Source organism: Rubrivivax albus (assembly GCF_004016515.1).
GTDB lineage: Bacteria > Pseudomonadota > Gammaproteobacteria > Burkholderiales > Burkholderiaceae_C > Rubrivivax > Rubrivivax albus.
This window is the reverse complement of sequence record NZ_SACT01000010.1, coordinates 240,942-252,688: the sequence shown is the minus strand read 5'-3', so window position 1 is coordinate 252,688 and position 11,747 is coordinate 240,942. Positions and strand designations below refer to the sequence as shown.

Sequence of the window (11,747 nt, the reverse complement as noted above, 5' to 3'; positions counted from 1 at the left end):
GCTGCTGCTGTCCGCCATCACGCTGAAACGCTGTCCGCGATCAGCGTGAAACGGTGTCCGCCTTCCCGTGAAATGCTGTCCGCGATCCCGTGAAATGGGTGTCCGCGATGACGTGAAATACGCAGTCGGCCACGACGAGCAATGCGTAGCGAAGATGCCCGTTGAATGCGCCGGTCAGGTGCTTTTGCTGGGTCAAGTGCAGTCCGTGCCCGCCGAAGAACCGCAGCATTAGCCGGGCTAGTGTCCCTTTGCCCGTTCCTTGCCCTCCGCGCAGCACGAGTGCGGTCTCGGGGCGCCTGCCAGGCGCCTGCACCGTGAATGCTAGCCAGTTGAGAACCCACTCGGCTAGCGGACCAGACCCGCCGCACATGTAAGCGATGTGCTCGACGATTGGCTTGGCGTCGCCGTCCATCGGCTCAAGTGCCGACCCCCGATAGAGGTTGTAGGCCCCCGCAGGTGCATCGCCATCGGGCCACATGCCGATGCCGTCTGGATAGGTCCGGCGCCCGGGCCAGAGCGTCCATGCCTTGCCGGCATTGACGTAGCGTCGATTACCGCCTCGCGTTACCGAGACGGCAGGCGCCGCGCTGTGCTCCAGGCTTAGTTGTTCCTCCGTCATCGGCGTGACCTGGTGCTGCCGTGTCTCGTGGTCCCGCGCCTCACGGAAGATGCCCATCACCCCGTTGCCGGCGTGGGACACGAACGTGTTCCGGTTGATCGCTTGGACCTGCGGAGAGGCCGTCTCGTCTATTCCCGGTGGTTCGGTCTCAATGCCCTTCTGGGGCGGCAATGGCATCAGTTGCCCACTAGTCGGGTCCGATACCGGCGTGCTTGCGTGCGGCGCGAGCTTGTCCGCCAGCCCCGGACTTGCGGCCACAGCAACGTCCGCGACGACCTCGGGCGGTGCTTCGTCCGTTGCGTCACTGTCGCAGCCTTGCGTCGCCGCCAAGCCACCTAGAAAGTCCTTGAAGCCCGCTGCCACTTGGTCGAACGCGTCTCCAGGCTCCTGCGCGTTGGCCGGAGGTTCGATCACTGTGCGAAGCGGCTTCACCTCGGCCGGCTTTCCGGCTGGGACGGACGCTTCGGCGTAAGCGGCACCGCCGACATCGCGCCGCCGGGGGGTGCTCACGCCCCGCGAGATATCAAACAGCTGCCCCCGACTCATTGCGCGCCGCTCCCGCCCGCCCGCCCTGCGCGCACGTCGTCGAGAAACTCCAGCGCCGTGGTCGGCGGAGTCTCGGAAATGCGCCGGCGGTCGGCGTCACTCGCCGCCTGGCGAGTCGTGTCCGCCTGCTGAGCGACAACGGCATCGACGGTCTCGACGCGCTCGGCCGTGATCTGTCCACCGGCACCGATGATGATGTTGAACACGGGCAGGCTGCTACCACCCCGCATTTCCAACTGCATGCGGTCAGCATGCTCGACGATGCGATGGATCTTCGGCAGTGCCTCGATGTAGTCGCCAGCGTCAAGTTCGCCCGCTTCGATGCCGTCGTTGATGCCGCGCAGCATGCGCAGGGTCGTGTACCTGGCGAGCGCCGCGCCTGCGCGACCGTCCAGTTCGGCTTCGCGGTGTACTCGGGCGAGTCGGCGCTGTACGTCCGCATCGGCCAGCAAGATCTGCACGCGATCCTCCGGCAACCCAGACAGCAGGGCTAGTTCAGCGCTGCCGTGCCCGGCTTCGGCTGCGCCCACGAAGGCGGCCTCCAGGCGTTCGATGTCGGTGCGTACGCTGGCACTGTTGGTAAGTGCGCCGCTCATGCTGCATCCTCCGACCTGCGGCGCGCTGCGGGTGCACGCTGCAACTCAGGCGGAAGTTCTGCGACCGGAACGCTGCGAGTTGTGCAGCCCTTCCGCTCGATCCGTACCCGTTCGTCCGCTGCTGCTGCAGCTTCGGGGGCAGCGTTGTTTCGGCTGCGCGTCTCGATCTGGGCCTCGATCCAGGCGTCTACCTCCGCCTCGATCCATGCGGCAGTCCGACCGCCCGCAATCTTCAGCGGACGTGGGAACCCGCCGGTAGGCAGGCTCATGATCCGGTACAGGCTCGTATCGGACAGCCCGGTTCTGCTGAGCACCTCACGCTTTCTCAGAAGGCGCGGCGGCTTTGGCGAATGCGCAGGATGATCCGCGCGAACGGGAAGGGAATGGGGCACGACAAGGACTCCATGCAGTCCCGCCGGTCGAAGCAATTGAGTGAACTGACCGGCGGTGGTAAGGGCCGGCGAGTAACGCCGGAGCTTCCGCTCTGCAGGGCTTGGTGCCCGCTTGAGTCGTGTTCAGTGAGTGAGTGACGCCAGTATAGCGGTGGGGTCTAGGGTATCTGGGGTGTCCTGGGGGCAGTTGCTGCGCTATGCCGCTCGCTGGATGGGCACAACGTTGCCCTGCGCCGGCATCCCGCTGACGATGGCCTCCAGCCTGGCGCCCAGCGCGTCGAACGCCCGCGCCTGTTCCGCCAGTCTTCGGTCACGGATGTAGGTTCGCCGGACCGTCCCCTGCACCATGTGGTTCAGGCACTCGTCGATCACGTCGGCGCTGATGCCGAGTTCGGCCATCATGGTCGCTGCCGTGCGACGCAGGTCGTGCGGTGTCCACTTGCCGCCGGGCAGCGCCAGCGACTGCCGCGCACGCGTCCGGCCCGCCCAGCCCTCGGCCGCCGCTGTCCGCTGTCGGTCTGCTAGCTGCTTGGCGAACGTGGTCTTGTCTACCGGCGCCTCGCCGGTGTGGTTCGGGAACACCCACGGCGAAGATGCCGGGGCGGGATGGTCGGCCCAGTTCCGCATGCCGCGCGTGGCGCGCGTAGTCTTGCCGTCGGCCTTGTCGGCCGTGACGTTGTGTCGGATCGCGCGGCGTATGTCCCGGATGGCCTGCAACCGCCTGATCTCCTCCAGCTGCCGCACGGCGAATGCAGACAACCGGATCGTGTGGTCTCGCTGGTTCTTGGTGTCGGGCAGATACCAGGTGCCGGCGACCAGGTCGATGTGCTCCCAGCGCGCGTTTATGGCCTCGCCGACCCGGACGGCTGTTGCCAGGATCAGCCAGACGGCACAGGCCGACCGGCCGTCCAACCCTGAAGCGGGCAGGGCAGACACCAGGCGCTGCACTTCCGACGCGGAAAGAACGCGCTCTCGTGGCACTTCCGGTCCGCCGGCATCTCGTCGCGTGACCGTGTCCAGCGGGTTGCGTTCGATCATCTCCCGCACCAGGGCGAACCGGAACATCTGCTTGAGCTCTGCCAGCAGCACGTTCGCCGTCCTGCGCCGCCCCTCGGCACGGGCGGTGTCGAGGATGGTCATGAGGCCGGCCTTACGTACGTCCGTGACTGGCCTGTGCCCGATGACCGGGAACACCCGCCGCTCGAACATCCACCGCACCGATTGCCCCCCGTCCTTGCGGCCCGTGCGCCTGCCGTCCGTGCGTGAACGAGGCTGCAGTTCGGCCGCTTGCCACTGAGCGAACAACGCCGTCACGGTAATGTTCCGCTCCGCCTCCTGCGCGGCAAGCACTCGGGCTGTTTCGATGCGGTCTAGTTCCTCCTGTGCGGCAGCCTGGCGTGCTTTGGCCTCGGTCTCCAAGTGCTCGCGCAGGTCGCGCACGCCGCTCCGGTACAGCGCAGCCAGTTCCCTGGCCTTGTCTCTAGCCTGTGCCACGGTAAACGTCGTGCGGCCATCGCCACGCCCGCCGTACGGACCGATGAGCAGCCGCACCTGGCCGGAACTGCCGGTGTAGCGGTAGTAGAAGCGCCGCTCCCCGGCCTTGGTGATCCGGCCCAGGAACGCGCCATGCCCGCGTGCGAACGACTCGCACAGCCACTTGTCCGCCGTCCCCGGCGAACCCTGCATCCACTGGCTAGTAATTTCCGCCATCACGCCCCCGGCCTGCTCTGGTGCCTGTCCGGTGCCTACTATATGCGGGATTTCTTGGGGCGCTTTAGAGCTTAGTGGTAAGACGAAGCTTTAGGTATAGATCCTAAACTGTTGTCAAACTTGCAGTTCTTACGTGCTGGAGTCTCAGTTCAAGGAGTGCGTTCAAGGCACTGAATGTGATTTGGGACCAGAGGGTCGCACGTTCGAATCGTGTCACCCCGACCAATTTGATCGACGGCCGCCTTGCGGGTGACGAGTGGCTTCGCCAGGGCGCTGCCCTCGGCAGCTCAGGCGGCTGCGCCGCGGGCGGGTGCCGCCACACGCTTGACGGGTTCGTTCACCGCGCGCGCACTGACCCCATCGTCCAACGCGGTCGTGAGCCGGTCGGCGAGCGCTCGGGCACTGGCCACCAGCCAGGTGCCGGCGTCTCGGTCTTCCCGGGTTTCCTGTTCGAGGAACAGGTCCGCTGCCCGGCAGGCGGCATGCAACTGGTGCGCGGTGCGCCGCATGGGTGCCAGGGCCTGGAGTTGCTGTCCTTCGGCGCCGGTTTCGCGCAGACCGCGCGCCAGCCCATCCAGCTCTCTGGCCACCTCCTGGGCCAGTTCGACGGCGGTGCAGACCAGCCAGCTGGCGGTGTCCACCGCCGGCGCGTCACCCTGGGTGACGAAGCGGTCGGCCGCGCGCAGAGTGGCACGCGCCTGATGCGCCAGCGCGCCTAGATGGCGCAGGGTCTGCTGATGCGCGTCAGCGCGCAGGTGGGGGGCGTCCGTGGCGGCGTTCATGGCGCGATGGTAGGGCCAGCCGCACCGGCTGTCAGCCTGCCGTGCCCCAGCGCTGGCGCATCGTGGTAGCGATGTCGGCGCAGCCCGGCGGCAGGTCGAGGCCCAGCGTGGCCGGCTGGTCGGGGCGCAGGTCGATGTCGTCGCAGCAGGCCTGCACCCGCGCGTCGATGAAACGGCTGGGCACGGCGTAAAGGTGGCGGTCGCCGTGGCGGTGCTGCTGTGTGACGTGGAATCGGTGCGGCACGACCAGGTTCAGGTGCACGCGAGCGCGCGTCATCGCCACGTACAGCAGGCGGCGTTCCTCCTCGATTTCCTCGGCACGGCCGGTGGCCAGGTCGGCGGGCATGCACCCGTCCACCACCGACAGCACGTGCACGGCCCGCCATTCCTGGCCCTTGGCGGCGTGGATGGTCGATAGCACCAGCCAGTCCTCGTCGCGGTGCGGCGGGCCAGCCAGGTCGCTGCTGGACTGCGGCGGGTCCAGGGCCAGGTCGGCCAGGAAGCGGTCGGCGTCGGGCTGTGCGTGGGCGGCGGCCCGCAGTTGCGCCAGGTCGGCCAGGCGGACGGCGGCGTCGTCGTGGCGCACGCGCAGCTGCGGCGTGAGCCAGTCCAGCGCGGCGTCGTAGGACTCGGGCCAGGGGAGGGCGCCGCGGTGCAGTGCCGACCACAGGGTGGCCAGGCCCTGCCAGCCCTCACGCGCGCCCGGCGGCGGCTGGAACGCGTCGATCGCGGCCACAGGATCGCCGCCGCTCTCCAGCGCCGCCAGCAGCCGCCGCACAGCGGCTGGCCCGATGCCGGGCACCAGACGCGCGCAGCGCTGTGCCGCCAGCGCGTGCCGCGGGTTGCGGCTCCAGCGCAGCAGGGCCAGCAGGTCCTTCACATGGGCGGTGTCCAGGAAGCGCAGGCCGCCGAACTTGACGAAGGGCACGCCGCGGCGCACGAGTTCCAGTTCGAGCACCGATGCGTGCGTACCGGTTCTGAACAGCACCGCCTGCTGCTTCAGGGCGAGACCCTGTTCGCGCAGACGCAGCACCTCGTCGACCACCCAGGTGGCCTGCGCGGCTTCGTCGTCCACACGCACCAGCCTTGGCCGCGGCCCGGCGTCCACACCGCTGTGCATCACCCGCGGCAGCCGCCGCGCGGCGCCGTCGATCACCGCCTGCGCCGCGGCCACCAGGGCCGGTGTGGCGCGGTAGTTGCGCGTCAGTGCGACCACGGTGGCACGTTCACCGTGGGTGGCCGCGAAGTCGAGCATCAGCTGCCGGTCCGCACCGCGGAAGCCGTATATGCACTGGTCGTCGTCGCCCACCAGGGTGAGGCCGCGTCCGTCGGGTTTCAGGCCGGCCAGGATGCGCGCCTGCAGGCGGTTGCAGTCCTGGGCCTCGTCGACCAGCACGTGGTCGAAACGACGGCCCAGCGCCTGCGCCACGGCCGGCACGTCCATGGCCTCGGCCCAGGCGAGCAGCAGGTCGTCGAAGTCGAGCAGGCGGTGCTGCAACTTATGCCGCGAGAAGTCGGCGAACAGTTGCTGCAGTTCGCCGGTCCACGGGCGGCACCACGGGTAGTGCTCGGTCACGACGTCGGCCAGCGGCGCGTCGGTGTTGACGCAGCGCGAGGCGATGGCCAGGCAGGTGGGGGCCAGCGGAAAGCGCCGCGGCAGTTCGGCCTGGCCCCGCGCCGAGCGCACCGATGCCATCAGATCCTCGGCATCACCGCGGTCGAGCACGCTGAAGTCGGCGGGCAGACCGATGGCCGGTGCCAGGTCGCGCAGCAGGCGGGCGGCGACGGCGTGAAAGGTGCCGCTCCAGGGCAGCGCCGCGGCGGCGGGGGCCTGCCCGCCTCGGGTCGCGGCCAGCAGATGGGCAGCGCGCTGCCCCATGGTCTGCGCGGCGCGTCGCGAGAAGGTCAGCAGCAGCAGGCGCTGGGGATCGGCGCCGCGGCCGAGCAGGCTGGCCACGCGGGCGGCCAGCGTGGCCGTCTTGCCGGTCCCGGGGCCGGCCGCCACGAGCAGCGGGCCGTCGCCGTGCTCGGCCGCCTGCCGCTGCTCCGCGTTCAGCGCATCACGACGGGCAAGAGCGGTCGACGGTGAACAAGCGGCGGGTACCGTGGCGATCATCCTGCCACTGTACAGGCATCCAGCGATGCCGGCGACTCAGGGCTCAGGCTACTGCCATTGAAGGCCGCTGCGGCGGCGATGGCGGTGCCGGCGGGGCTTGGTCGGGGCCGTGGCGGGGGCGGCCTTGGCCTGCAGCGGGTCGCTGCTGGGCCGCCGCGCGAACATCGAAGCACCCCAGACCAGCAGCAGCACCGTGGTGCCGCCGGCGATCACCCACTCGCGGTTGGCCTTGAGGATGGGGATCCAGTGCTGCGGCAAGAGCTGCCGGAACCAGCGCTCGTCATCGCTGTCGTCGGCACCGTTCGAAGCCCGACCTTGACGCTTCGCAGCGGCGTCGCGCTGCTGCTGTTCGATCACCCAATTCAGGGTCTGCAGGTCGCGCTCGGCGCGCTCGACGGCATCGTCAGCGACCGACCCCGCCGCTGCCACGGCCGCTGCCTGGATCCACGTCGGCGGCCGCGGCTGGAAGCCGTGCTGCAACACCTCGTGCCGGGTGGCCTCCGCCGCCTGCGCCAGCAGCGTGCTCGTGGATTCTTCGCGGAGCCAGGCTTCGACATCGACGGGCGACTCGCCTTGTGCGATCCAGGTCGGCGCTGCGGTGGCCTGCTCGACGGCATCGATGGCCACAGGTTCTGCAAAGGCCAGGGACGTCAGGCACGCCAGACACGCGGCGGGCACGACACCCAGGGCTCGGCGGGGGAGACGGAGGCACGGCACAGGCGTCAGGGAGTGCAAGTTTCACGCCAGCCCATGTGTAACAAGGACTTGCGACAACCCCAATGGTGCAGCGCCGGGGGACTGTCAGCCGCGTCGACACTCTGGCCTGCCCGGAGGGACTCGAACCCCCGACCTGCTGCTTAGAAGGCAGCTGCTCTATCCAGTTGAGCTACGGGCAGCGCGATGGCATTCTAGGAGGCCAAGGCGGACAGCCCGGGACTAACCATGGCGTGCCGCCTGCAGTCCCCTACACTTCCGGGGACGCCGTTCTCCCACCGCGGCGAAGAGTGCCGCCACGTCATGAGCATGCTCGACGGAATCAAGCGCCTGTTTGCGCGCACCGGTGACACGGAGCGCGACCAGGCGGAACTGGCAGACTGGGCCCGATCACGCCAGTACAGCTTCCGGCCGGTGCGCGGGGAGGAGGGCGGCTTCGTGATCGAGGGCCGCCTGGGCGCCCAGCCTTGGCGTCTGGAGTGGGGCCCGTCGCAGCGGCCCTACATCGAAGGGCCTGAACTGCGGCTGCGGGCGGAACTGGGGCTGCCGTCCGACCTGCAGGCGCTGGTGCTCGATCGCACGCTGCAGGCCCGGCTGGAGAAGTCGGTGTTCGACCAGTACGTCGAGAGCGTGCAGACACGCATCGACGACCAGACGCCGCCGGAGATGCGCTGGTTGGTCATGTACGCCAAGCTCGGAGGCCCCGAACTCGGGGCTCTGCGCGACCGCTTTGCCGCCGTCTCGCAGGCCAAGGCGTGGCTGACGCAGTGGCTGGAGGGCCCGCTGACCGCTGGCCTGCTGGCCGCGCCGCTGGTGACCGGCCAGCCGATGGTGCTGATGGTCTCGCGCGGGCGCCTGAGCCTGCGCACCGGCCTGGACGAACCCCAGCCGCAGGACCTGGATGCCTGGCTGCAACTGTTCCAACAGGCCATGCGCGAGGCGCGCCGAGCGGCCGATGCCGGGTCGGATCCCGGGCACGCCAGCACGCAGCCGAGCATGTTCACCGCCACCCGCACACCGGCGGACGACGAGACGACCTGATCGACGACGGGCCCTCGGCTCGCTGCGTCGGGCCTGGTCCCGTGCCGTCGGGCCGCGCGGCGATCAGCGCGGCGGCTGGTACCGCCCGAGTTCCATCTTGGCGATGGCGTTGCGGTGCACCTCGTCGGGGCCGTCGGCGAAGCGCAGCGTGCGCACGTGGGTGAAGAAGAAGGCCAGCGGGGTGTCCTGGCTCATGCCGGCACCGCCGAAGACCTGCATCGCCCAGTCGATCACCTGTTGTGCCATGTTCGGTGCGACGACCTTGATCATCGCGATCTCGGCCTTGGCTGACTTGTTGCCGGCCATGTCCATCATCCAGGCGGCCTTCAGCGTGAGCAGCCGCGCCTGCTCGATCATGATGCGCGCCTCGGCGATGCGTTCCTGGGTCACCGTCTGCTGGGCGATGGTCTTGCCGAAGGCCACGCGCGAGACGGCGCGCTCGCACATCAGCTTCAGGGCCCGCTCGGCCACGCCGATGGTGCGCATGCAATGGTGGATGCGACCCGGGCCCAGCCGGCCCTGCGCGATCTCGAAACCCCGGCCCTCGCCGAGCAGGATGTCGCTGGCCGGCACGCGCACGTTCTGGAAGTCCACCTCCATGTGGCCGTGCGGGGCATCGTCGTAGCCCATCACCGTCAATGGCCGCAGCACCTTGACCCCGGGTGCATCCATCGGCACCAGGATCATGCTCTGCTGGGAGTGCCGCGGCGCCGACGGGTCGGTCTTGCCCATGAAGATCAGGACCTTGCAGCGCGGGTCGCCGGCACCGCTGGTCCACCACTTGCGGCCGTTGATCACGTAGTGATCGCCGTCGCGCTCGATGCGGGCCTCGATGTTGGTGGCGTCGGACGAGGCCACCGCCGGCTCGGTCATCGCGAAGGCGCTGCGGATCTCACCGCGCAGCAGCGGCTCCAGCCACCGCTTCTTGTGCTCGGCGGTGCCGTAGCGCACCAGCACCTCCATGTTGCCGGTGTCGGGCGCCGAGCAGTTGAAGACCTCGCTCGCCCAGGGCACCGCGCCCATGATCTCGGCCAGCGGGGCGTACTCCTGGTTGCTCAGGCCGGCGCCGTAGTCGCCGGAGGTGTCGTGCGCGCCGTCGGCGCTGGGCGGCAGGAACAGGTTCCACAGGCCGGCGGCGCGCGCCTTGGGCTTGAGTTCCTCGATCACCGGCACCGGTGTCCAGCGCTTGCCGGCAGCGGTGTTGGCGGCGATCTCCGCGGCGTAGCGCGGCTCGGCCGGGTACACGTGCTCGGCCATGAAGGCCATCAGGCGCTCGCGCATCTCCTGTGTGCGGGGCGAATAGGCGAAATCCATGCGCGGTCTCCTTCGTGGGTGTCAGTTGTCGTTGTCGGCGGCCCGGGCAAAGCGCCAGGCCATCTCGGCCAGCGGCCGCGTCGACGCGCCCGTGGCCCGTGCCTGTGCGCTGGCGGCCGTGCCGTCGAGCACGCGGCGGGCGATGCCCTGCGTGATCGAGGCCAGGCGGAACAGGTTGTAGGCGAGGTAGAAGTTCCAGTCGGCCATCACCGCGTCCGGGTCGGCGCGGCCGGTGCGCTCGCAGTAGCGGCGAACGTAGTCGCGCTCCGACGGGATGCCCAGCGCCGGCAGGTCCAGGCCGCCGATGCCGCGGAACGTGCCCGGGGGGATGTGCCAGGCCATGCAGTGGTAGCTGAAGTCGGCCAGCGGGTGACCCAGCGTGGACAGTTCCCAGTCCAGCACCGCCAGCACGCGCGGCTCGTCGGGATGCCAGATCATGTTGTCCAGGCGGTAGTCACCGTGCACCACGGAGACCTGGTCCGCATCGCGGGCACTCGCGGGCACGTTGGCCGGCAGCCACTGCAGCAACCGGTCCATCGGCTCGATGACCTCGGTCTGCGATGCCAGGTACTGCTTGCTCCAGCGGCCGATCTGGCGGTCGAAGTAATTGCCCGGCTTGCCGTAGTCGGCCAGGCCCGCGGCAGCCACGTCCACGCTGTGCAGCGCGGCGATGACCCGGTTCATCTCGTCGTAGATGTCGCCACGCTGCGCTGGCGTCAGATCGGGCAGGGACTGGTCCCAGAAGACCCGCCCCTGAACGTACTCCATCACGTAGAACGCGCGGCCGATGACCGATTCGTCCTCGCACAGCACGTGCATGCGCGCCACCGGCACGCCGCGGCCGTGCAGCGCACCCATCACGCGGAATTCGCGGTCGATGGCGTGCGCCGACGGCAGCAGCTTGGCCGCCGGGCCGGGCTTGGCCCGCATCACGTAGGACGCGCCGGGCGTGCGCAGCAGGTAGGTGGGGTTGGACTGCCCGCCCTTGAACTGCGAGACCTCCAGCGGGCCACGGAAGCCTTCGATGCGGGGTGCGAGCCAGGCCGTCAGTGCGGCCACGTCGAAGACGTGCTGTTCGCGCACGGGTTGGGTGCCGGTGAACTGTTCCATCGTCAGGTGCGTCCGGGGGTCAGCGTTCCGCGACGGCCATCAGCCGCTCGCGCGACAGCACGACCAGCCGCGTCGGTTCCACGCGCAGGATGCCATCGCGCTCGAAGCCCTTGAGCTCCTGGTTCACGCGCTGGCGCGAGGCGCCCAGCAGCTGCGCCAGGTCCTCCTGCGCGAGCTGCAGCCCGATGCGGATCTCCTCGCCGTCGGCAATGCCGTAGCTCTTGGCCAGCAGCAGCAGCTGGCGCGCCAGCCGCGCCTGCAGCGGGCGGGTGTTGACGTCCTCGAACTGGTCGAACATCAGCCGCAGCCGGCGGCAGTTCAGGCGCAGCAGGGCCTCGTAGAGCTCCACGTGCTGCGCCAGCAGCGCCTTGAAGTCGGGCTTGCGCACCACCAGCAGGGTGGTCTCGCCATGGGCGTGCGCGTCGTGCGTGCGCGGCAGGCCGTCGAACAGCGCGATGTCGCCGAACCAGGTGCCCGGCTCGCAGTATGTCAGCGTGACCTGCTTGCCCGACAGCGCCACCGTGCTGATGCGCACCGCGCCGCGTGCCACGCCCACCCATTCCTCGGCCTGCGCACCGCGGATCGCCAGCGGCGCGTCGTCGGGCAGGCGCCGCACGATGGCCCGCGACAGGATCGCCTGCTGCAATGGGAGAGAGAGCTTGCTGAACCACGCCCCGGTGTCGATGTTGCGTCGTTCGTCCAGTGTAAGAGTGGGGTTGTGCATGGCTTGTCCCTGACGCGACAGCGTCGGCGTCGCTTGGCGCGTCGCAGGCCGGGCGGAGGGTGCGCGCGCCCGCCGCGCCGGCG

General features: G+C 69.4%; 11 protein-coding genes and 1 tRNA gene. 1 reads left to right on the top strand and 11 read right to left on the bottom strand.

Annotated elements, in window-relative coordinates; all coding sequences use genetic code 11:
• Nucleotides 1-40: 40 nt before the first annotated feature.
• From ENE75_RS23030 to ENE75_RS22995, 8 genes are all read right to left on the bottom strand, one after another.
• A complete protein-coding gene (locus tag ENE75_RS23030) occupies nt 41-1,129 on the bottom strand; it encodes a primase-helicase family protein (RefSeq protein ID WP_128201087.1) in 1,089 nt (362 codons plus the stop codon).
• Between the two features lie 32 nt (nt 1,130-1,161).
• On the bottom strand, nt 1,162-1,761 hold the full coding sequence (locus tag ENE75_RS23025; RefSeq protein WP_128201085.1) for a hypothetical protein: 600 nt from the start codon (nt 1,759-1,761) through the stop codon (nt 1,162-1,164).
• Nucleotides 1,758-2,153 (bottom strand): helix-turn-helix transcriptional regulator, encoded by a 396-nt coding sequence (locus tag ENE75_RS23020; protein WP_128201083.1) that lies wholly within the window; start codon nt 2,151-2,153, stop codon nt 1,758-1,760. The genes ENE75_RS23025 and ENE75_RS23020 overlap by 4 nt, the downstream gene beginning before the upstream one ends.
• A gap of 195 nt (nt 2,154-2,348) precedes the next feature.
• On the bottom strand, nt 2,349-3,863 hold the full coding sequence (locus tag ENE75_RS23015; RefSeq protein WP_233259233.1) for a tyrosine-type recombinase/integrase: 1,515 nt from the start codon (nt 3,861-3,863) through the stop codon (nt 2,349-2,351).
• Nucleotides 3,864-4,150: 287 nt separating this feature from the next.
• Entirely contained in the window at nt 4,151-4,645 is a 495-nt protein-coding gene (locus tag ENE75_RS23010; RefSeq protein WP_128201080.1) for a hypothetical protein, read from the bottom strand.
• A 31-nt stretch (nt 4,646-4,676) separates the two neighbouring features.
• Nucleotides 4,677-6,761: an ATP-dependent helicase gene (locus ENE75_RS23005; RefSeq protein WP_128201077.1), complete on the bottom strand. Its 2,085-nt coding sequence runs from the start codon at nt 6,759-6,761 to the stop codon at nt 4,677-4,679.
• A gap of 48 nt (nt 6,762-6,809) precedes the next feature.
• Nucleotides 6,810-7,388 (bottom strand): hypothetical protein, encoded by a 579-nt coding sequence (locus tag ENE75_RS23000; protein ID WP_128201076.1) that lies wholly within the window; start codon nt 7,386-7,388, stop codon nt 6,810-6,812.
• Nucleotides 7,389-7,580: 192 nt separating this feature from the next.
• A tRNA-Arg gene (locus ENE75_RS22995) sits at nt 7,581-7,657 on the bottom strand.
• A 121-nt stretch (nt 7,658-7,778) separates the two neighbouring features.
• On the opposite strand from ENE75_RS22995, the gene ENE75_RS22990 reads away from it, so the two are divergent.
• Nucleotides 7,779-8,516, top strand: a complete 738-nt coding sequence (locus ENE75_RS22990) for a hypothetical protein (protein WP_199232394.1) — start codon at nt 7,779-7,781, stop codon at nt 8,514-8,516.
• A 63-nt stretch (nt 8,517-8,579) separates the two neighbouring features.
• Here the strand turns inward: ENE75_RS22990 and ENE75_RS22985 are convergent, their stop codons facing one another.
• From ENE75_RS22985 to ENE75_RS22975, 3 genes are read right to left on the bottom strand one after another with little or no spacing between them, the layout of a single operon-like run.
• Nucleotides 8,580-9,830: an acyl-CoA dehydrogenase family protein gene (locus ENE75_RS22985; RefSeq protein ID WP_128201074.1), complete on the bottom strand. Its 1,251-nt coding sequence runs from the start codon at nt 9,828-9,830 to the stop codon at nt 8,580-8,582.
• A gap of 21 nt (nt 9,831-9,851) precedes the next feature.
• Nucleotides 9,852-10,940, bottom strand: a complete 1,089-nt coding sequence (locus ENE75_RS22980; RefSeq protein WP_128201072.1) for a phosphotransferase — start codon at nt 10,938-10,940, stop codon at nt 9,852-9,854.
• Between the two features lie 19 nt (nt 10,941-10,959).
• Nucleotides 10,960-11,664: a Crp/Fnr family transcriptional regulator gene (locus ENE75_RS22975; RefSeq protein ID WP_128201070.1), complete on the bottom strand. Its 705-nt coding sequence runs from the start codon at nt 11,662-11,664 to the stop codon at nt 10,960-10,962.
• Nucleotides 11,665-11,747: the final 83 nt, after the last annotated feature.